Here is a 19,928-nt window from a genome sequence, read left to right on the forward strand (position 1 = left end):
TGGAGACGCGGGTTGAAGATCACAGAGGCCATCAAACTGCGCTATCGCCGCCGCCTCGCGCATCTGCGTGCGCGGGTCAAGGGGCGGGAAATGCGCGTCGTGGCTGACCGCACGCGGGGCATGGCCAAGGATGCGATCATCCTTCTGTGCACCCTGCGCAACGAACGCATCCGGCTGCCCTATTTCCTGCGCTATTACCGCGATCTGGGGGTCGAACACTTTTTCTTCGTCGACAACGACAGCACGGATGGGTCGCGCGAATACCTGGCGCCGCAGCCCGATGTTTCACTGTGGACGACCAAGGGCAGCTACAAGCGGTCGCGGTTTGGCGTCGATTGGCTGGCCCATCTGCAGCGCCGCCATTGCCACGACCATTGGTGCCTGACCGTCGATGTGGACGAATTCTTCGTCTATCCCTTTTGCGAAACGCGGCCCTTGCGCGCGCTGACCGACTGGCTGGACGCCTCTGCGGTGCGCAGCTTTTCGGCCATGATGCTGGACATGTATCCCAAGGGCTCGATCACCGCGCAGCCCTACCGCGAGGGGCAGAACCCGTTCGAGATCGCGCAATGGTTCGACAGCGGGAACTATACGATCCACCGCAACCCCTCGATGGGGAACCTGTGGATTCAGGGCGGGCCGCGCGCGCGGGTGTTCTTTGCCGACCGGCCCGACATGGCGCCAGCGCTGAACAAGGTGCCCCTGGTGCGCTGGCAGCGGTCCTATGCCTATCTGTCCTCGACCCATATGATCCTGCCGCGGGGTCTGAACCTGGTCTATGACGAAAGGGGCGGCGAAAAGGCCTCTGGCTGCCTGCTGCACGCCAAGTTCTTGGATACATTCGCCGAAAAGGCCGCCGAAGAGATGGCGCGGGGCCAGCATTTCGGCGCCTCCAAAGAGTATAAGGCCTATCACGACAAGCTGTCGCGCCACCCCGACATGTGGTGCAAATATTCCGAGAAATACATCAACTGGCGCCAGCTGGAGATCCTCGGCCTCATGTCCAAGGGGAACTGGGCATGAGCGTCGGTTTCGTCATGCTGTGCCACACGGCGCTGGAGCGCGCGGCCGAGGTGGCGCGCCATTGGGCCGAACGCGATTGCCCCGTGGTGATCCATGTCGACCGCAGGGTGGAAAAGCTGGCCTATGATGGGCTGGTGCAGTCGCTGGCTGATCTGCCCAACATCCTGTTTTCCCCGCGTTTTGCCTGCGAATGGGGCACTTGGGGGATCGTCGCCGCCACGCAAGAGGCCAGCGCCCTGATGCTGCGCAGCTTTGCCGCGGTGCGCCATGTCTACCTCGCCTCGGGGTCGTGCCTGCCGCTGCGCCCGGTCGAGGATCTGCGCGCCTATCTGGACAGTCGTCCGCGCACCGATTTCATCGAAAGCGTGACGACGACCGATGTCGGCTGGACCGTCGGCGGGCTGAATCTGGAACGCTTTACCCTGCGCTTTCCGTTTTCCTGGCGCAGCCAGCGCAAGGCCTTTGACTTCTACGTCAGCCTGCAGCGCCGCGCGGGCTTTCGCCGCCCCATCCCCGAGGGCATCGCACCGCATCTGGGCAGCCAGTGGTGGTGCCTGACGCGGCAAACCCTGTCGGCCATTCTGGAAAACCCCGACCGTGTGGCCTTGGACCGCTATTTCCGCCGGGTCTGGATTCCGGATGAAAGCTATTTTCAGACCATGGTGCGCAAGTTCTCGACCCAGGTGGAAAGCCGGTCGCTGACGCTGGCCAAGTTCGACTATCAGGGCAAGCCGCATATCTTTTACGACGACCATCTGCAGCTTTTGCGGCGGTCGGATTGCTTTGTCGCCCGCAAGATCTGGCCTCAGGCGGACAAGCTGTATGACACGTTCCTGCGCGCCAATTCCCATGGTCAGGCCAGCGCCGAGCCCAATCCCGGCAAGATTGACCGGCTGTTCTCCAAGGCCGTCGATCGGCGGACCAAGGGCCGGGCCGGGCTTTACATGCAAAGCCGCTATCCCAATGAAAACTGGGAGAATGGGCGCACCGCCGCGCCCTATTCCGTCTTTGAGGGCTTTGCCGAGGTCTTCGAGAATTTCGAGGTCTGGTTGGGCAAGGTCGCAGGCACCCGCGCCCATGGCCACCTTTTTGCCCCCGGCACGGTGCAATTCGGCGGCGGAGAGACGGTGTTTTCCGGCGCCCTGTCCGACAGCGCCGCCCTGCGCGACTATGCGCCCAAGAATTTCCTGTCCAACCTGATCTGGAACACCCGCGGAGAGCGTCAGTGTTTCCAGTTCGGCCCCGGCGACAACCAGGACATCAGCTGGTTCGTCGCCTGTGATCCCAATGCGCAGATTTCGGTGATCACCGGGGCCTGGGCCGTGCCATTGTTCCATTCCAACAACAATTTCAGTGACATAAGGCGCGAGGCCGCGCGGCTGCAAAAGCTTGAGACCGACCATGTGTCGATCCTGCGCAGCCATTTCGCCAAGGCGCGCATCCGCATCTGGACCCTGGCCGAATTCGTCGAAAACCCGATGGAGCCGCTGCAAAGCATCATCGACGAGATCAGCCCCCGCAGCCAGCGCCGCCTGACCGAGGCGCCGCGCTTGGCCGATCTGAAAGGCTTTGGCCAGTTCCTGCAAAACCTGCGCAATCAGGGGATGCAACCGGTGATGATGGGCGATTTCCCGACCGGAGAGGACCCGACCCCCGCCGCCAATCGTCGCGGGCGGCCCTATCTGGTGAAGTGACCGAAATAGCGCGCCTTGGCCGTCAGGACCTGGGTGTCGGTCCAGCCCTCGATGACCAGCGTGATCATGGCCTTGTCGCCGGTGCGCCGCAGCGCCTCGACCCGCAGACGGGCCGACAGGGTCTCGTCGACCAGAACCGGGGCGCGGAAGGTGACATCCCATCCCAGCGCGATTTCGGTGGACAGTTGCACGGGGGCGCGGGTCTTCAGCCCCTCGATCAGCGACAGAACCAACAGCCCATGCGCCACGCGCCCGGCAAAGCCCGCCTTTTGCGCCGCCGCCTCGCACAGATGCAGGCCGGTGGCATCGCCGGTCAGGGCGGCAAAGTCGCGGATCATCTGGGCCGTGACCCGGACGCTGTCGGTCTGGAATTGGTCGCCGGGGGCGAGGTCTGACAGGTTGTAAAGGCCGGGTTCCAGCTCTCTCACAGCGCGCGAACCTGCCAATCCTGGTCCAGGATCACAAGGTCCGCGGCGCTTTGGCCGACGATCCCCGTGGGCAGGCCCATGACGCGGGCGGGGATCGTGGTGGCCATGCGCAAGGCGGCCTCGGGGGCAAGGCCGACCTTGTCGATCAGCCGCTTGACGCTTTCTGCCATGGTGACATGGGCCCCGGCGAGTGAGCCCTCGGCATTGACCAGCCGCCCGTTTTCGACATGGATTTCGCGGCCATAAAGCGTGAACCGGTCCGATCCGCCGACCGTCGGCATGGCGTCCGACACCAGAAAGGTCGTGTCGGGCAGGGGGCGGGCGCGGATCGCCAGGCCCACCATCTCGTCGGCGACATGAACGCCGTCGCAGATGATCCCGGCAAAGGCATGAGAGTTGATGCAGGCCCCGGTCACGCCCTCGGCCCGGTTGACCATGGGCGACATGGCGTTGAAAAGATGGGTGAAACAGCTTGCGCCTGCCGCCAGAAGCCCGCGCACCTCGGCCCCCGTCGCATCGGAATGGCCGATCGAGATCACGACGCCCAGGGCCGCCAGTTCGGCCACCTGCGCCGGTGTCGCGGCCTCGGGCGCCAGCGTCAGCATGACGCGCACGCCCCCCGCCCGCAGGCGCCGCACCGCCGTCAGCGTGCGGTCGTCGAAGGGCCGCACGAAGGCGGCCTTATGTGTCCCGCGCCTGGGAACCGAGATATGCGGCCCCTCGATATGCAGGCCCAGGATGCCCGGCAGCCCCCGCGCCGCCAGGGCCGCATCCGTCACCGCGTCCAGCACATCGGGCGCATCCGTGATCACGGTGGGCAAAATCCCCACCGTGCCAAAGCGCCGATGGGCCGCCGCAATCGCCTGCATCCCCGCGACGGTGGGTGAGGTGTTCAACAGCACATCCCCGCCGCCATTGACCTGCAAGTCGATGAAACCCGGGGACAAAATCCCTGCGATGCGCTCTCCGGCGCCGTCCTGAATGGCCAGCACGCGGTCGCCCTCCAGGCGCAAGACCCCCTTGCGCAGGCTTTGGCCGTCAAAGATCAGGTCGGGTTGCAGCAGGGTCATCAGGCCCTCCCTTGGGCAAAAGCGGCAAAGGCCGCGCCGCGCGCGCCCGTGGTATCCCCCCCCTCGGCCAAAAGGATCGGAGGGGCGCCATAGCCCGGCAGGGCAACCCGGGTCAAGGCGTCTGACAGGTCGCCCACCAGTCCCGGCGCGCGCGAAAGCCCGCCCGCCAGCACGACGCAGCCCGGATCGACGACCATGATCAGGGTGTGGATCAGCTCGGCGGTCAGGCCAAGCCAGGTCTGCCAGACCGCCGCCAGATCGGGGTCGGCGCGGCCTGCGACGATCTCTTCGGCGCGCAACTGCCGCCCCGTGCGATGGTGCAGGAGGCGCGACAGGCCCGGCCCCGCGATCAGGGTTTCGGTGCAGCCCATGCGCCCGCAGCCGCAGGCAACCAAGGGCAGGTCGCGGGTCAGATGGGCGGGCAGGGCGAAATGGCCGAACTCGCCGCCCGTGCCGGAGGGGCCTTCCAGCAGCCGCCCGTTCACCACGATCCCGCCCGCCAGCCCGGTGCCAAGGTTCAAGGCCAGCGCGGTCTTGAACCCGCGGGCGGCGCCGAATTGCGCCTCGGACAGGGCTTGGGCGCGGCAGTCGTTGATATAGACCACGCCGCGCCCGGCGGCCGTGGCGATGTCGGCCGGAAAGGGGCGACCGGTGGCGGGCAGGTTGGCGGTCAGGGCCAGCCCGGTCAAGGGGTTCACCAGCCCCGCCGCCGCGATCCCCACCGGCAGACCGGGCGCAAAGCCTTCGGCCCAGGCGACGGCTGCGGCCATCTCGGCCACCAAGGCGTTGTAATCCTTGGGCGTCGGCACGCGGCGGGTGTCGACCTTGGCCCAGGTCGCATCGAAGACCTGCGCTTCGATCTTGGTCCCGCCCAGGTCGATGCCAGCTGCAATGATCATATCGTCTGGGTCACTTTCGACAGGGTCTCGGGCCGGTCCGGGTCATGCCCCAGCGCCAAAGCGGTCTCTAGCACCAAGGGATAGGTCAGGCACAACAGCAGCGCCGCCGCAGCCGCCGGCGTCAGGTCGCGGGCGCCGATATCCGAGGGCCGCAGCCGAAAGACCGTGCCGCCCGCAGCCGCAAACCGCGCCTCGGCGGTATCAAGGCTGGCTTGGACGTCGGGTTGTTCGGTGTCGAGTATCACCACCAACAGCGGATTGGTCGCCAGTTGCAGCGGGCCATGCAGCACCTCGGACGAGGAATAGGCCTCGGCATGGATCGCGCTTGTCTCTTTCAGCTTCAGCGCCAGTTCCTGCGCCGCGCCATATCCCGTGTCGCGGCCGATCACATAGACATGCCGCGCACGCAGCAGCGCCGACAGCAGCGCCTTGGTCTGGGGCAGGGCGCCTTGGGCCCAGGGCGCCACGGCCCTTGCGCGATAGGCGGGCACCATGGCGCCCAGCAGGGCCATCCCCGCCGCAATCGCGCCAACGACCGACTTGGTCGCAGGCACGGCCAGTTCCGGACCCGCGCCGATGGGCAGGATCAGCCCCGCATGATCCGCCACCGGGCTATGCGCCGCATTGATCAGCCCGATGACCTCGGCCCCGCGTGCCCTTGCGCCCTTGGCCGACAGCACCAGGTCATTCGAGGCGCCGGATTGGCTGACGACCAAGGCCAGCGCTCCGGTCATGTCCACCCCGCGCCCCACCGAAAAGACCGAGGGCGGCAGCGAGGTCATCGGCACGCCCAGTTCGCGCATGAATTCATAAGACAGGATATTGGCCGCCGCATCGGACGAGCCGCGGGCGATGGTGTAAATCGCCTTGGGCGGGGGCATGGGCGCCAGTTCCATCGCGACGGTCGCGGCAAAGACGCCCGCCGCCTCGGCCAGTTCGGCCCGCATATGTGCGCCGGGGGTCATTTGCGCAACCCATAGCTGTCCAGTTTCGCCCAGACCTCGGTCAGGTCGACGATCTGACCCGTCACCCGCGCCTGATCCAGCGCGATGGCGGCGATCCCCGCCTCCATCGCGTCCAGGATCGACACCGGGAGGCCCTTGCTTTCCCCGCGCAGATAGGTGGCGATGTCCTGGCACATCATCTCGTCGGCGCCGTAATGCGCGCCCTTGGCCGCCGCGCCCGCCGTGTAATCGTAATCGGCCAGCCGCCGTCCGTCCCGCGCCGTAACCTTCAGATATCCCCGCACAAAATCGCCCTCAGCCATGCCATGCGTGCCAAAGACGGCAAAGCGCCTTTGGTCGTCGGGGGCGTTCAGGTTGGTGTGAAAGGCAAGGCTTGCGCCGCTTTCATACTCCAGGATCGCGGTCTGATAGTCGATGATGTCGCCATCCGAATGGAACGGGTCCGGAACCGAATTCCAGACCGACTTCTTGACGTGGAAAATCTCGGCCTCGGCGTTTGACGCGGGCGCGTTCGCGGGCAGGAACGACTTCCGCCCGCCGAAACTGGCGACGCGGCGGGGGCGTGAGCCCGTCACCATGTTATAGATGTCGATGTCGTGGCAGCATTTCTCCAGCATGAAGCCGCCGGTCAGACCGGTGTTCCGCCGCCAGTCCCGCATGAAAAAGGCGCCGTGATAGGGCGGGATATGCTCGTTGGCCTCCAACGACACGACCTGGCCCAGTTGCCCCGACCCCAGGGCCGCCCGCAGGTCGACCATATGCTGAGAATACCGCAGCACCAGCCCCACCATGGCGCGGCTTTCCCCGCCATGGATCGACAAAAGCCGTGCCAGTTCAAGGGTTTCCTCGATCGACACGACCACCGGCTTTTCGGTGAAGATCTGCACCCCGGCCTCAAGCCCCAGGCGGATCTGGTCCAGGTGAAAAAGGTTCGGCGAAAAGACGCAGTAAAGGTCGGGCTTCGCGTCCGACAACATCGCCTCGATGCTGTCATAGCGGGGAGTGTCCGTCCCGATCATCTCCAGATGCGTCGGCTGGGGGTCGTAGAAGCCCACGATCTCGGCCTCGGGCATGGCCTCTTTCAGGGTGGACAGGACATGGCCGGCCCGAAGACCGATCCCGGCGGTGACGATGCGCATTTTGCTTCCTTCAGGCGGCAAGGGCAGGGGCCTGGCGACGCCGCATCACGGCGCCCGAGGCATCAAAGACATGGGCGTCGGCGGGGGCGATGGCCACGGAAAGCTCTTCGCCCTCGCGGATCATCGCGTCACCGGGCAGGACGGCGCACAGCCGCTGTCCGGTGGGCAGCATCCCATAGGTGATCGAGGCGCCGCCCAGCCGTTCCAGCACGCGGACCTTCATGGTCAGGCCCGGACCGATGTGCAGGTTTTCGGGGCGCATGCCCACTTCGACGCGGTCGCCTTTTTGCGCCTGGCCATCGACGGGCAGGGTCATCGTGCCGCCGCCGTCCAGTTCGACCGTCAGGCCTGCCGCGTCCTGGCCCAGCACGGTGGCGGGCAACAGGTTCATGTTGGGCTGACCGATAAAGGTGGCGACAAAGCGGGTCGCGGGGTGGTGATACAGCTCCATCGGGGTGCCGAATTGTTCGACGCGTCCGGCGTTCAGCACGACGATGCGGTGGGCCATGGTCATCGCCTCGACCTGGTCATGGGTGACATAGACCATGGTGGCCGACAGGTCGCGGTGCAGTTGAGAAAGCTCCACCCGCATGTCGCCGCGCAAAGCCGCGTCAAGGTTCGACAGCGGCTCGTCGAACAGGAAAACCTTGGGGTTGCGCACGATGCTGCGTCCGATGGCGACGCGCTGACGCTGACCGCCTGACAATTGCCCCGGCTTCAACTGCAGCTTTTCGGTCAGCTGCAGGATGCCCGCGGCGCGGCCAACCTTGGCGGCCACTTCGGCCTCTGGCAGGCGGGCGACGCGCAGGGGGAAGGCGATATTCTCATAGACCGACAGATGGGGGTAAAGCGCATAGCTTTGAAACACCATGGAAATCCCGCGTTCGACCGGGGGCAACTGCGAGACGTCATTCCCGCCGATCACGATCCGGCCCGAGGTCGCATCCTCCAGCCCCGCGATGATGCGCAACAGGGTGGACTTGCCGCAGCCCGAGGGGCCGACGAAGACCACGAATTCCTTGTCGCGGATGGCAAGGTCGATGCCGCCCAGCACCGCATGGGTGCCGAAAGACTTGGTGATGGAACTAAGGTCAAGCGTGGCCATGGAATCCTCGGCAATAGGTCGGGGAGAGGGGGGCAGGGCACTGAGGCGCCCTGCCCGGGGGATTTACTTCACGTCGGCCAATTCGGCTGCGGCTTGGGTCACAAGCTCGTCGACCGTGCCGCCTTCGCCCAGCATCACGCCCTGGATCATGTTGGTGAAGACGCCCTGCAGCGACTTGAAGTCGGTCACAAGCGGCTCGGGCCCACCCGAGGCGATGCCATCGACAAAGACCTTCCAGTTGGCGTCGGTGACGTAATAGGGCGTCTCGCCGACATCCAGCTTGGTATAGTCCAGGATCGGCGTCAGGCCCCAGGTCTTGTCCAGGTCATATTGCGCCGCGCCCGAGGTCAGGGCCTGAGCCAGCTTTTGCGCCGCCGCCTCGACCGCCGGGTCCTTTTGCTTGAAGACCGCGATGCTGTCGGTGATCAGGATCGTGCCCGAAGCGCCCGAGGGGCCAGCCGGAACCGGCGCAAGGATCTGGTTCGGCACCTTGTCCTTGTGCTGTCCCCAGCCCCAGGGCCCGTTGACATACATGCCCAGCTTGCCGTCGTTGAACAGGTCCTTCATCTGGTCCCGCTCCCAGGCGGTCGCGCCCTCGATGCCATAGGGCAGGATGTCGGCATACATCTGCAGCGTCTCGCGGGTCTGCTGGCTGTCCAGCGTGACCTCTCCGGTTTCCGCGTTCAGAACGGAGCCGCCGTTCGAATAGAGGAAATCAAGGAACATATGCATCGTGTTGTCAAAGTCTTTGCCCGCGATGCCGATGCCCGCGACGCCGTTCTTTTCCTTGATCGCCTTGGCCATGGTGATCATGTCGGCCCAGGTGGCGGGGGCCTTGCACTCAAGTCCGGCCGCGGTCACGAGGTCGCAGTTGATATACAGGCCCTTGGTGGAAAACGCATGGGGATAGCCCCAGTATTTCCCGCCCGAAGACACGGTCTTCAGCACGCCGGGCTGATAGGCGGCGGCGGCCTCATCAGAGATTTCGGCCGGGACGATCAGGCCTTCGGACGACAGCTTGAGCAGCGTCCGCGAGCCCATATAGGCGACCGAGACCGGGTTGCCCGCGGCGGCCAACTGCATCGACTTGTCCTGGCAGGTGCCCCACGGAACTGCTTCCATGGCGACCTTGATGCCGGGATTGTCGACCTGGAACTTGTCGATGGTCGCCTGATCGGCCGGGCGGATATCGCCGCACATGATGAAGGACAGGGTGATGTCCTCGGCCTGCGCGCTCAGCACCGTGCCGCAAAGCAGGGCGGCCGAGGCGGCCAGGGTTTTGGTATAATACATTCTAGACTCCCTTTGTTGAACTGCTGAGCCTTGGTGGCTCATTCCTTCACCGCGCCGCGGGTCAGCCCCGCGACGAGGTATTTTTGCAAGAACAGGAAGACCGCCATCACCGGCAGCACCCCCGTCAGGGCGGCGGCCATCATCTGATTCCATTCAACCGTCTGATAGCCGATGAATTGCTGCAGCCCGTTGGGCAGGGGTTGCAGCTCGGCCACCTGATTGAAGGTCGCCGCAAAAAGAAACTGTTGCGCATAGGCCCCGATGAAGAGGGAAACGCCGACCACGACCAGCCCAGGTGCGGCCAGGGGCAGAACCACCCGGCGCAGGGTATAAAGGCGGCTGGCACCATCGACGAAGGCGGCTTCTTCCAGCTCTTTGGGGATCTTCTCCAGATAGCCGCGCAGAAGCCAGATGCCGGTGGGGATCTGGAAGGCCACGCCCGGAACGATCATCGCCCAATAGGTGTTAAGCAGCCCCAGCGTCATCATCACGCGATACAGCGGGATCAGCAGAACCGCGCCGGTGAACATGTTGACCGCCAGAAAGGCGCCGATCGACAGCTCTTTCAAGGGGAAGTCCAGCCGCGCATAGGCATAGGCGGCGGGCGTCACCAGGATCATCGCAATCCCCGTCACCATCGAGGCAATGTAGATCGAGTTCCAGATATAGCGGCCCAGAAGCGGCACCTTCACCCACATGTCACGGTAGGCCTGAAAGGACATCTCGCTGTTCCACAGCTCATAAGGGGTCGAAAACAGGTGGCTCATCGGGTTCAGAGAGGTGCGGAACATCTCCAGGAAGGGCAGCAGGACAAAGGACAGAAAGACGAACATCGCCGCATAGATGCCGATCTTTTGCCAAAGCGAATAACGGTCGATCATCATTTCACCCCGTAGTGGCGTTTGACGCGGTTCAGGATCGCCATATAGGCCAGCGAGAAGATCCCCAGGATCACCACGATGGCCACGGCGCGGGTGGCGCCCTCGCCGAATTTGAAATTGCCGATGGCGGTTTTATAGGTGTCGATGATCAGCGTCGTGGTGCCGCCGCGCGGACCGCCCTGGGTCAGGATGTAGATGATGTCGAAGCTGTTGAAGGTCCAGATCGCGGACAAAAGGGCCATCGACACAATGGTCGGCATGATCTGCGGCACGGTGATGCGGCGGAACCGATACCAGCGCGAGGCGCCATCGACCCAAGCCGCCTCATACAGGTCCTTGTTCACGCCCTGCATGGCGGCCAGGAAGAACAGCGACACCATCGGCGTGCCGACCCAGACATCCGTGACCACGGCGGAGTAAAACCCCGAGGTCTTGTAGGCGAGGAACTCAAACGGCCCATCGAGGATGCCAATCCTTTGCCCCATGCCCGACAGAAACCCGAACTGGCCGTTATACAGCCACAGCCAGCCAAAGCAGCCAATCGCAATCGGGATCACCCAAGGCGGCATGACCATCATGCGAAACAGCCCCCGCCCCGGCACCGCCGCGTTCAACAGCGTCGCCCCGGCAAGCCCCAGGATCATCTTCAGCCCGACCGACAGGAACATCCAGAAAAAGGTCCGCCCCACGACCTCATAGAATTTCGACGAGGCGAGCATCTTTTCGTAGTTCACCAGCCCCACATAGTCCTCACCGCCCATCGAGGCATTGGTGAACGAAAGCCGGATCGTTTCCAGCAGGGGCCAGGCGACGATGACGCCGATGAACAAAAGCGCGGGGGCGATCAGGGCCCAGGCGAACCAGGCCTCGGACAGGCCCTTGCGGCGCAAGACCTTTGGCGCAGATGGGGCGGGCGCAAGCGAGGCTGCGTCGGACATCTGTATCCTCTCTGTTGCTGTCCGGGGTCGATGCCCCGAATCTGTCGTTAGGATCATGTTACCAAACATTCATCACTATGCTACCTATTTAATACCAATCCGGCAGAAATTTCACATCACCCTGTTTTTCCGCTTGTTTTTTGGCATCAGAGGGGGTCAATTGCGGAAAGTGGTCTGGTTTCCATCCGCGAAAGTAATACCAATATGGACGCGCCGTTTGCCCTTGATGCCTGGTATCGCGCCGACCGCGGCCCGCGGTATATGCAGCTTTCGGCCCATATTGCGGGGCTGATCCGGTCGGGCGCGCTGGAGCCCGGGACCCAGCTTCCGCCCGAACGTGACCTTGGCGATTTGGCCGAGGTCTCTCGCGTCACCGTGCGGCAGGCCGTGGCGCAGCTGGTGACGGATGGCCTGCTGGAGCAGCGCCGCGGCGCCGGCACCTTTGTGCGCCCCCAGCCGCCCAAGATGGAACAGTCGCTTTCCGCGCTGTTGTCGTTTTCCGAGTATATGCGGGCGCGGGGGATGACCTCGTCGTCGCGCATCCTGTCGCGGGGGATTTTCCTGCCCAATCCGCATGAACAGGTGGCGCTGGGTCTTGCGGGCGCCACGCGGGTCGCGCGGGTCGAACGCATCCGCTCGGCTGATGGGGTGGCGATTGCGCTGGAATATTCCTCGCTGCCCTTGGATATCCTGCCCGATCCCGCGGCGGTCGAGACCTCTTTGTATGACGTCCTGCGCGCCTCTGGCACCGCGCCGACGCGTGCCGTGCAGCGCATCAACGCGGTCAACATCGGCGCCGAAGAGGCGCGGATGCTGAACCTGTCCGAGGGCACGGCGGTCCTGCGCGTCGACCGCACCGCCTATTTGCCCTCGGGGCGGCCGATCGAATTCACCCGCGGGCTTTACCGGTCCGACATCTATGACTTCGTGGCCGAACTGCGCCAAGAGCCCAACGCCTAAGACCCGACCGCCAGACCCGCCCACAAGACCCGGGGCATGCCCCGGGCTACGCAAGCGGAGACAGAGCCCTGCACCCTTCAAGGACCGTCATGCACTTTACTGCCGAAATCCAAGGCCCCCATATCGCCTGCACGGTCACCGCCGACCGGGCGATCAAGGCGCCGACCTTTTGCACCTCGATCATGGCGCCGGGGGTCGTCGTGTCGGGCGGGGTGCTGACCCGTCAGGTCGCGGGATATCTGGAGGTCGCCTTGCCCGACCTGGTGCAGGGTCAGCCCCATGCCCTGATCCTGGCCCATGAGAATCCCGATTTCATCCCCCGCAACCGCGCCTGGCTGCCCTTGGGCGCCTATCTGCGGACGTCCGCGGGCCCGGTCCCCCTGCCGCCGTTGGAGCAAGGCGTGCGTCAGGCCGAGGCCGCCGCGGTCCCCGACTTTCCCGGTCTGCGGCTGATCCCGCAACCGCAAAGCTGGACCCCCTCGGGCGCTGTGACCCCTTTTGCCGCCCTGACCTGCGCCCATCCCGCCTTTGCCGCCGTGGATGCCCTGGCCCGCCGCCGGGGTCTTGCGCCATTCCTGGGCGCGGGTCCTCAGGTCACGGTGACGCTGGACCCTGCGTTGGGGGACGACCATATCCTGACCCTGGGCGAGGATATCACCCTGCAAGCCGGCACTGACGCGGCGGTCTTTCACGCCGCCATCACGCTTTTGACCCTGCGCGAGACGCATGGAAGCCTGCCCCATGGCCGCATCACGGACGGCCCGCGCTTTGGCTATCGCGGCCAACATCTTGATTGCGCACGGCATTTCTTTGGCGTCGAGACGATCCTGAAACTGCTGGACCTGATGGCGCTGATGAAGCTGAACCGCTTTCACTGGCATTTCTCGGATGATGAGGCCTTTCGGCTGGAGACCCAAGCCACGCCCGAGATCTGGCAAAAGACCGCCCTGCGCGGTGAAGGTCATGCGGTGCCCTCGGTCTTTGGCGGCGGCATTTCCTCGGGCGGCAGCTATTCCCGGGCTGATGTGGCGCGGATTCTGGATCATGCGGCGGCGCTGCATATCCAGGTTCTGCCGGAAATCGAGGTTCCGGCCCACAGCTTTTGCCTGAACCTCGCCCATCCCGGCCTGCAAGACCGTGGTGACAACCGGGCCGAGGTCTCGATCCAGGGCTACCGTGACAATATCGTGAACCCCGCCCTGCCCGAGACCTGGGCCTTCCTGGAGCCCCTGGCGCTAGAGGTCGCGCGGCTGTTCCCCATGGCGATGATCCACCTGGGCGGCGATGAACTGCCGCCCGACGCCTGGGCGGGCTCGCCCGAGGTGACGGCGCTGAAAGCGCGCGAGGGGCTTGCGACCCATCTGGATGTGCAGGGCTGGACCATGGCGCGGATGGCGGGGTTTCTGGCCGACCACGGCTTTCGCTCGGCCGCCTGGGAGGAGGCCACGCGCGGCAATCAAGGCGGCATCGGCCATGACGCGCTGATCTTTTCCTGGACCGGGCAGGGCGAGGGCGTCCATGCCGCGCGCAAGGGCCATCAGGTCGTGATGTGCCCGGCGCAGAACACCTATTTCGACATCGCCCACAGTGCCGATGCGCAGGATTGGGGCGCGACCTGGGCCGGGATCACGCCGCTAGAGCAAGTCGTGAACTGGAAACCCGTCCCCGACTCTGCCCCCGATATCGCGGACAGGGTCGTGGGCGTCGAGGGCTGCTTCTGGGGCGAATTCACGACCGAGGACGCGCAGATGGAGCCGATGGTGGCCCCCCGCATCCTTGGCCTGGCCAACAAGGCCTGGGACCGGGCGGACAGCGTCGACGGCCCCAAGCTGCGCGCCTTGGCGCAGGCCTATGCGCCGCTGTTGGATCGGATCGGCTGGCAACGGCACCGGGGGGCGTAGGGTTAAACCCGGGGTGTACCCCGGGCTACGCTGTGGCGACAGACTTCCCGATCCTGCAAGCGCGCTCTTGTGGCGCTGCGTAGCCCGGACCTTAAAGCCCCGCCTCACGCGCGATCTCGGCCTTGCTTTTCCGCGCCCTTTCGGTGGCGGATTTCAGCTGGCCACAGGCCGCCATGATATCCTCGCCCCGCGGTGTGCGGATGGGCGAGGCATAGCCCGCGTTGTGGATGATATCGGCAAAGGCATGGATGCGGTTGCCGCTTGACCTTTTATACGGCGCGCCGGGCCACTCGTTGAAGGGGATCAGGTTGACCTTGGCCGGGATGCCCTCCAAGAGCTTGACCAGCCGATGCGCGTCTTCCTTGGTGTCGTTCACGCCCTGCAGCATCACATATTCAAAGGTGATGCGTTCCGAATTCGACAGGCCGGGATAGGCGCGCAGCGCGTCCAGCAGCGTCGCGATGTTCCACTTTTTGTTGACCGGCACCAGCGCATCCCGCACCTCGTCGGTCGTGGCATGGAAGCTGACCGCCAGCAAACAGCCGATCTCGGTCGCGCAGCGGGCAATTTCGGGCACCACTCCGCTTGTCGACAGCGTGATCCGGCGGCGGCCAAGGGCGATGCCCTCGTCATCCATCACCACCCGCATCGCGTCGCGGACATTGTCGAAGTTATACAGGGGCTCGCCCATGCCCATCAGCACGATGTTGGACAGAAGCCGCTGTTCCGGCTTGGGCTGGCCCTTGACCGGCCATTCGCCCAGATCGTCGCGCGCCAGCATGACCTGACCCACGATTTCGCCAGCCGTCAGGTTGCGCACCAGCTTTTGCGTGCCGGTGTGGCAGAAGGAACAGGTCAGCGTGCAGCCAACCTGAGACGAGATGCACAAGGTCCCGCGCCCCTCTTCGGGGATATAGACCACTTCGACCTCATGGCCGCCGGCGACCTTGACCAGGTATTTCCGCGTGCCGTCATTCGAGACCTGGCGCGTCACCACCTCGGGCAGTTCGATCACGAAATTCGCTGCCAAAAGCTCGCGGTAGTCGCGGGCCAGGTTGCTCATCGCCATGAAGTCGCGCAGGCCCCAGTAATAGACCCATTGCCAGACCTGGCCCAGGCGCATCTTGACCTGCTTTTCGGGCGTCCCCGCCGCGATCAGCGCCTCGCGCAATTGGTCCCGCGTCAGGCCGATGATGTTGGTCTTGCCCGTCTCGGGCAGGATGCGCTTGATGGTCAGGACGTCCTGCGTGATGGGCGCAGCGGCTTCGGTCATGGCGATGTCCGGGATAATGCGGGTTCAGCCGCCCCACTTACCCGATTCGGGTGAAGAACGAAACCCATGCGTTGCGAAAGCCTGCCCCCCGCCCCCGACATGGCTTGCCAGCCGCGTATGCCAGGGGCTAGCCTTTGCCCAAAAAGCGACCCATTGGAGCCAAGCCCATGTCCACCCTTGTCTTTTCCGGCTATTCCGACCTTGCCTGGCTGGTGGGCGGCACGCCCTTTGACCTGACCCCCAGTGGGTTTTCCTATGTCTCGGCCTGGGGCGTGACGCTTCGGGTCACGGGGTCTGGCCTGGTCTATGCCGATGGACTGCCTTCGGGCGGGCGGATCGCCAGCGTGGTCATGGGGGGCGATGTGCCGGTGATGACCTGGACCGGGCTGTCGGTGCTGGCCACCGGCTTTGCCCTGAACGCCTTCACCGCGCCGGACGCGCTGAAGCTGGAACAGCTGATGCTGGCCCTGTCCGACCGGATCGAGGCGGGCGACGGCAATGGGTCTGTCCATGGCCGCGCGGGCAATGACACGATTTACGCCGGGGCGGGCGACGACTGGATCTTTGGTGATGGCGGGCGCGACACCTATTTCGGCGGCGAGGGCACCGACGGCGTCAGCTTTCGCACCCCGGCCGCGGGTGGCCATGGCATCAAGCTGAACCTGACCTATGCGACCCAGGTCCGCGACGACGGCTTCGGCAATTACGAGGCCGCCACCGACGTCGAGCGCTGGGAAGGGTCGGATCTGAACGATTCCATGGTGGGCGCTGCGGCGTCGGACACGTTCTGGGGGGCCGATGGCGATGATACGTTGCGCGGCGGCGGCGAGAGCGACTGGCTTTATGGCAATGCCGGCAACGACCGGATCTATGGCGATGCCGGCGTCGATATCCTGAACGGCGGGCGCGGGGTGGATTACTACGACGGGGGCGCGGATGGCGATATCCTGCAATTGTGGATCGACGAGGGCAATGACACCGGTGCCCGCATCGACCTGCGGCTTTACGGCGGCAACATCCTGAACGACGGTTTCGGCAATGTCGAAACCGCGGTGAACATCGAAAACATCGAGGCGACCGCCCTGGCGGACTGGCTTCATGCCGGCGACCGGGCCACGGCGCAACCCGTGGTGATCCATGGGCTGGCAGGGGATGACACGCTGATCGGCGGCCGGGCCTCTGCGGTGCTGAACGGTGGCGAGGGGGCCGACCTGATCCAGGGTGGCGCGGGCGCCGAGAGCATCTCGGGCGGGGCGGGGGTCGATACGCTGGACGGCGGGGCGGGGGTCGACATGATCGACCTTTACCTGACGACCTTTGGCCTGCCGAACGGCGTGCGGGTGAACCTGAGCCTGGCCACGGGGCAAATCCAGGACGACGGTTTCGGCAATGTCGAAACCGCGCTGAACTTCGAAAACCTGTCCCTGTCGGATCAGGCGGATGTGGCCACCGGCAATTCCAAGGCCAACCAGATCCATGGCAATGGCGGGGCGGATTGGCTGGTGGGGGCGGCGGGTGACGACTTCCTGTTCGGCGGGGCGGGCAATGACACGCTGCAGGGCGGGTCGGGCAATGACTGGATCGAAGGGGGGGCAGGCGACAACCGCTTGACCGGGGGCACCGGGGCCGACCGCTTTGCGCTGGACGCGGGCGGCGGGATGCAAAGCCTGACCGATTTCGTCTCGGGCCTGGACAGTATCATCCTGGACATCGACTTCATCGACTTTGGCGGCGCCTTCGCCCTGACCGAGGCGCAATTCGCCCAAGGCCTTGCGGCCGTGACCGAAGAGACGCGGGTGATCCATGATCAACCGACGGGGCGGCTGTGGCTGGATGCGGATGGCGCGGGGGCCGGTGGGGCGGTGCTGATCGCGACGCTGACCAACCATGCCGCGCTGACCTATGGCGATTTCGGCATCACCTGGGTCTAGCGCAAAGAAAAAGGGCCTCCGCTGGCGGGGGCCCTTCGACGTCCAAACCGGCGCTTACTTGCAGCGCTTGGAGGCCTCGCCCACCGCGGCGCTAAAGCCCGACAGGCTGAACGTGTCCTTGGTCTGCGTGCCCTTGCCGGACCGCGCCACCAGAACCGCGGTCGACCCCTTTTGCATCGCGGCCAGCATCTTGGCATCGTCATCGGGCGACCCGGCCCAGGCCCATTCGCCCTGCGTCACCATCTTGAACGCATTGCCGTCGATCGTGACATCGACATTCGACCCCTCGGCAAAGGTATAGCCGCCGGTGAAGGACACTTCGCCCGGCTGACCCGGCCGATAGGTGATGTAAAGCAGGATGTCGGACCGTTTCGCGGTCACTTCCTTGCCGTCGCGGGTGTTCACCGTCGTTTGCGGCTTGGACACGCCCCAGCACTCCACTGGGTCCTTTTCGGCAAAGACGCTCCACGCGGTCTTGGAGGCCACCACATTGTCCGAGGTCTGGGCCAAAGCGCCCGTCACCAAAGAGCCGGTCGCCATCACAGCCAGCGCCGCGCCCGTGGCCATTGCACGCATCATTCCCTTGGTCATCCTTGAACCTCCAGCCTCGCCCGCCCGGGCCCGTTGAGACGGTTTTTCCTGTGGCGCGGGTCTAAATCACTCGATACGAGATGTGGTAGCGAAAAGGTGCGGCCTGCGAAAGCCCCATGGGCTACACAAGGGCGTAAATTCGCTGAGAGCGAGGGGAAATGGCGGGAAATCTGAACGCGGAACGCATGGTCGAGGTTTGGCGCGGCGGCTTGCTGGAAAGCTATCACGCGGGGCATGCGGTGATTTGCGACGACAAGGGCAGCGTGATCGAGGCCTGGGGCGACCCTGCGGCGGTGGTCTTTCCGCGGTCCTCGGCCAAGATGATCCAGGCCTTGCCGCTGATCGAGACCGGGGCGGCGGATGCCTTTGGCCTGAAAGAGGCGCAATTGGCCTTTGCCTGCGCCAGCCACATCGGCCAGGGCTTTCATGTCAAGATGGCCGAGGCCTGGGTGACGGGGCTTGGCCTGTCCGAGGCCGATTTGCGCTGCGGGTCGCATGAGCCCGGTGACAAGATCGAGCGCGACCGGCTGATCGCGGCGGGCGAGCGGCCTTGCCAATTCCACAACAATTGCTCGGGCAAACATTCGGGCTTTCTGACCGTGACCAAGCATCTGGGCGCCGGTCCGGAATATGTGGACATCGACCACCCGTTGCAAAAGGCCATCTGGCAGGCGACCGCCGACGTGACGGGCGAAGAGGCCGCGGGCTGGGGTGTTGACGGCTGTTCGGCCCCCAATATCGCCATGACGGTGGCGGGCATGGCGCGGGCCATGGGGCGCTTTGCCGGGGCCACGGGTTCGGGCGACGCACGGGATCGCGCGATGTTCCGGCTGGCCAGCGCGATGCGCGCCTTTCCGGAACTGGTGGCGGGGGATACGGCCAGCGACACCGAGTTGATGCGGGCGATGGATGGCCGCGTGACGCTGAAGGGCGGCGCCGAGGCCTATCACATCGCCATCATCCCGGACCTGAAACGCGGCATCGCGCTGAAGATCGTCGATGGCGGCGCGCGGGCCTCTGATGCGGTGATGACCGCTTTGCTGGTGCGGCTGGGGGTGCTGGACGCGGCCCATCCTGCGGCGAAAAAGCGGCTGAACACGGTGCAAAAGAACTGGCGCGGGATCGAGACCGGGACGTTGCAGCTGGCGGAAGGGTTCCTGTAAAGGGCCATTCACCGCAGGGGACTGGGGTCTGACCCTGCCGACTGGACCCGCCTTTGACTGGGGCCTGACCCTGCCGCGGCGGCCCTTGGCCCATCTTCGGGCGTGACCTGCACAAGCATCGAAAGGCCCCTGCCATCCTGGCGGGGGCCTTTCTGCTGCGGTCAGGGGCCGGGTGATTTGGGTGGGGGCTTCTCTCACCCGGCCGGTTCCTGTCCTGCTCTCTGTATGCCGGGGATTCGTGTCGCGGATATGGCGGGGGCATGGCCTTTTCGCGGGCGACTGGGGGGGCCTGTTACGGGTTCTTGATTTGTAAACCTTCTGCGATAATCTTGTAACATGACGCTGCAATCGCCCACGCCCTTTCCTGCCCCCGAAGTGGTCTGCTTTGACCGCCGCGAGTTTGGCGCGATCTTTTCGGTCTATGGCCGTCAGGTCGCCGCCGGAGAGTGGCGGGACTACGCCCTGACCACCGGGCGCGATGCCGCCGTCTTTGCGATCTTTCGCCGCGCGGCAGAGGTGCCGCTTTACCGCATCGAAAAGCGGCCAGAGCTGCGGGGGCGTCAGGGGATGTTCGCGGTCCTTGGCCCGGATGGCCGCATCCTGCGCCGCGGCCATGATCTGGCGCAGGTGCTGCGGGTGCTGGAAAAGACCGTCAAGGTCGTCGAATAGCCCGC

Annotated in this window: 18 protein-coding genes; 7 read left to right on the top strand and 11 right to left on the bottom strand. The window is 65.0% G+C overall.

Annotated elements, in window-relative coordinates; all coding sequences use genetic code 11:
* The first annotated feature begins 12 nt into the window (after positions 1–12).
* Both NX862_RS00210 and NX862_RS00215 read left to right on the top strand, forming a co-directional pair.
* Entirely contained in the window at positions 13–1,023 is a 1,011-nt protein-coding gene (locus NX862_RS00210; protein ID WP_264491858.1) for a glycosyltransferase family 2 protein, read from the top strand.
* The gene (locus NX862_RS00215) at positions 1,020–2,717 is read left to right on the top strand and encodes a DUF5927 domain-containing protein (protein WP_264491859.1); all 1,698 of its coding nucleotides are present in this window, start codon (positions 1,020–1,022) and stop codon (positions 2,715–2,717) included. The genes NX862_RS00210 and NX862_RS00215 overlap by 4 nt, the downstream gene beginning before the upstream one ends.
* On the opposite strand, the gene NX862_RS00220 is transcribed toward NX862_RS00215, so the two are convergent.
* The 9 genes from NX862_RS00220 to NX862_RS00260 all read right to left on the bottom strand — a co-directional run bounded on the left by NX862_RS00220 (position 2,702) and on the right by NX862_RS00260 (position 11,435).
* A complete protein-coding gene (locus tag NX862_RS00220) occupies positions 2,702–3,145 on the bottom strand; it encodes a MaoC family dehydratase (RefSeq protein ID WP_264491860.1) in 444 nt (147 codons plus the stop codon). The genes NX862_RS00215 and NX862_RS00220 overlap by 16 nt on opposite strands.
* The gene (locus tag NX862_RS00225) at positions 3,142–4,215 is read right to left on the bottom strand and encodes an N-acetylglucosamine-6-phosphate deacetylase (protein ID WP_264491861.1); all 1,074 of its coding nucleotides are present in this window, start codon (positions 4,213–4,215) and stop codon (positions 3,142–3,144) included. The genes NX862_RS00220 and NX862_RS00225 overlap by 4 nt, the downstream gene beginning before the upstream one ends.
* Positions 4,215–5,114: an ROK family protein gene (locus tag NX862_RS00230; protein ID WP_264491862.1), complete on the bottom strand. Its 900-nt coding sequence runs from the start codon at positions 5,112–5,114 to the stop codon at positions 4,215–4,217. Before NX862_RS00230 ends, NX862_RS00225 begins: the two co-directional genes overlap by 1 nt.
* Positions 5,111–6,079, bottom strand: coding sequence for an SIS domain-containing protein (locus NX862_RS00235; RefSeq protein WP_264491863.1), 969 nt, complete (start codon positions 6,077–6,079; stop codon positions 5,111–5,113). The genes NX862_RS00230 and NX862_RS00235 overlap by 4 nt, the downstream gene beginning before the upstream one ends.
* A complete protein-coding gene (locus NX862_RS00240; RefSeq protein WP_264491864.1) occupies positions 6,076–7,218 on the bottom strand; it encodes a Gfo/Idh/MocA family protein in 1,143 nt (380 codons plus the stop codon). The genes NX862_RS00235 and NX862_RS00240 overlap by 4 nt, the downstream gene beginning before the upstream one ends.
* Before the next feature lie 10 nt (positions 7,219–7,228).
* Positions 7,229–8,323, bottom strand: coding sequence for an ABC transporter ATP-binding protein (locus NX862_RS00245; RefSeq protein ID WP_264491865.1), 1,095 nt, complete (start codon positions 8,321–8,323; stop codon positions 7,229–7,231).
* A 63-nt stretch (positions 8,324–8,386) separates the two neighbouring features.
* On the bottom strand, positions 8,387–9,616 hold the full coding sequence (locus NX862_RS00250; RefSeq protein ID WP_264491866.1) for an ABC transporter substrate-binding protein: 1,230 nt from the start codon (positions 9,614–9,616) through the stop codon (positions 8,387–8,389).
* A 38-nt stretch (positions 9,617–9,654) separates the two neighbouring features.
* Positions 9,655–10,497, bottom strand: coding sequence for a carbohydrate ABC transporter permease (locus NX862_RS00255; RefSeq protein WP_264491867.1), 843 nt, complete (start codon positions 10,495–10,497; stop codon positions 9,655–9,657).
* Positions 10,497–11,435 (bottom strand): carbohydrate ABC transporter permease, encoded by a 939-nt coding sequence (locus NX862_RS00260; protein ID WP_264491868.1) that lies wholly within the window; start codon positions 11,433–11,435, stop codon positions 10,497–10,499. The genes NX862_RS00255 and NX862_RS00260 overlap by 1 nt, the downstream gene beginning before the upstream one ends.
* Positions 11,436–11,639: 204 nt before the next feature.
* On the opposite strand from NX862_RS00260, the gene NX862_RS00265 reads away from it, so the two are divergent.
* Together NX862_RS00265 and NX862_RS00270 are read left to right on the top strand one after the other, a co-directional pair.
* The gene (locus tag NX862_RS00265) at positions 11,640–12,395 is read left to right on the top strand and encodes a GntR family transcriptional regulator (protein WP_264491869.1); all 756 of its coding nucleotides are present in this window, start codon (positions 11,640–11,642) and stop codon (positions 12,393–12,395) included.
* Positions 12,396–12,484: 89 nt separating this feature from the next.
* A complete protein-coding gene (locus NX862_RS00270; RefSeq protein WP_264491870.1) occupies positions 12,485–14,296 on the top strand; it encodes a beta-N-acetylhexosaminidase in 1,812 nt (603 codons plus the stop codon).
* 91 nt (positions 14,297–14,387) lie between these two features.
* On the opposite strand, the gene rlmN is transcribed toward NX862_RS00270, so the two are convergent.
* Complete coding sequence (rlmN, locus tag NX862_RS00275) at positions 14,388–15,569, bottom strand: dual-specificity RNA methyltransferase RlmN (RefSeq protein ID WP_264491871.1); 1,182 nt, start codon at positions 15,567–15,569, stop codon at positions 14,388–14,390.
* 167 nt (positions 15,570–15,736) lie between these two features.
* Here rlmN and NX862_RS00280 point away from each other — a divergent pair, with 167 nt between their 5' ends.
* Positions 15,737–17,500, top strand: a complete 1,764-nt coding sequence (locus NX862_RS00280) for a calcium-binding protein (protein WP_264491872.1) — start codon at positions 15,737–15,739, stop codon at positions 17,498–17,500.
* Positions 17,501–17,554: 54 nt separating this feature from the next.
* On the opposite strand, the gene NX862_RS00285 is transcribed toward NX862_RS00280, so the two are convergent.
* Positions 17,555–18,091: an invasion associated locus B family protein gene (locus NX862_RS00285; RefSeq protein ID WP_264491873.1), complete on the bottom strand. Its 537-nt coding sequence runs from the start codon at positions 18,089–18,091 to the stop codon at positions 17,555–17,557.
* 158 nt (positions 18,092–18,249) lie between these two features.
* Between NX862_RS00285 and NX862_RS00290 the strand changes: the two genes are divergently transcribed.
* Positions 18,250–19,254 (top strand): asparaginase, encoded by a 1,005-nt coding sequence (locus NX862_RS00290; RefSeq protein WP_264491874.1) that lies wholly within the window; start codon positions 18,250–18,252, stop codon positions 19,252–19,254.
* Positions 19,255–19,590: 336 nt separating this feature from the next.
* Positions 19,591–19,923 carry a DUF2794 domain-containing protein gene (locus NX862_RS00295; RefSeq protein ID WP_264491875.1) on the top strand — a complete coding sequence of 111 codons (333 nt, stop codon included), beginning with the start codon at positions 19,591–19,593 and terminating at the stop codon, positions 19,921–19,923.
* The last annotated feature ends 5 nt before the right edge of the window (positions 19,924–19,928 follow it).

Source organism: Stagnihabitans lacustris, assembly GCF_025950525.1.
GTDB lineage: Bacteria > Pseudomonadota > Alphaproteobacteria > Rhodobacterales > Rhodobacteraceae > Stagnihabitans.

Excerpts from the sequence above, each read along its gene's own strand:
- NX862_RS00215 (WP_264491859.1), top strand. The coding sequence starts at position 1,020 with ATGAGCGTCGGTTTCGTCATGCTGTGCCACACGGCGCTGGAGCGCGCG.
- NX862_RS00225 (WP_264491861.1), bottom strand. The coding sequence starts at position 4,215 with ATGACCCTGCTGCAACCCGACCTGATCTTTGACGGCCAAAGCCTGCGC.
- NX862_RS00230 (WP_264491862.1), bottom strand. The coding sequence starts at position 5,114 with ATGATCATTGCAGCTGGCATCGACCTGGGCGGGACCAAGATCGAAGCG.
- NX862_RS00235 (WP_264491863.1), bottom strand. The coding sequence starts at position 6,079 with ATGACCCCCGGCGCACATATGCGGGCCGAACTGGCCGAGGCGGCGGGC.
- NX862_RS00240 (WP_264491864.1), bottom strand. The coding sequence starts at position 7,218 with ATGCGCATCGTCACCGCCGGGATCGGTCTTCGGGCCGGCCATGTCCTG.
- NX862_RS00245 (WP_264491865.1), bottom strand. The coding sequence starts at position 8,323 with ATGGCCACGCTTGACCTTAGTTCCATCACCAAGTCTTTCGGCACCCAT.
- NX862_RS00250 (WP_264491866.1), bottom strand. The coding sequence starts at position 9,616 with ATGTATTATACCAAAACCCTGGCCGCCTCGGCCGCCCTGCTTTGCGGC.
- NX862_RS00255 (WP_264491867.1), bottom strand. The coding sequence starts at position 10,497 with ATGATCGACCGTTATTCGCTTTGGCAAAAGATCGGCATCTATGCGGCG.
- NX862_RS00260 (WP_264491868.1), bottom strand. The coding sequence starts at position 11,435 with ATGTCCGACGCAGCCTCGCTTGCGCCCGCCCCATCTGCGCCAAAGGTC.
- NX862_RS00265 (WP_264491869.1), top strand. The coding sequence starts at position 11,640 with ATGGACGCGCCGTTTGCCCTTGATGCCTGGTATCGCGCCGACCGCGGC.
- NX862_RS00270 (WP_264491870.1), top strand. The coding sequence starts at position 12,485 with ATGCACTTTACTGCCGAAATCCAAGGCCCCCATATCGCCTGCACGGTC.
- rlmN (WP_264491871.1), bottom strand. The coding sequence starts at position 15,569 with ATGACCGAAGCCGCTGCGCCCATCACGCAGGACGTCCTGACCATCAAG.
- NX862_RS00280 (WP_264491872.1), top strand. The coding sequence starts at position 15,737 with ATGTCCACCCTTGTCTTTTCCGGCTATTCCGACCTTGCCTGGCTGGTG.
- NX862_RS00285 (WP_264491873.1), bottom strand. The coding sequence starts at position 18,091 with ATGACCAAGGGAATGATGCGTGCAATGGCCACGGGCGCGGCGCTGGCT.
- NX862_RS00290 (WP_264491874.1), top strand. The coding sequence starts at position 18,250 with ATGGCGGGAAATCTGAACGCGGAACGCATGGTCGAGGTTTGGCGCGGC.
- NX862_RS00295 (WP_264491875.1), top strand. The coding sequence starts at position 19,591 with ATGACGCTGCAATCGCCCACGCCCTTTCCTGCCCCCGAAGTGGTCTGC.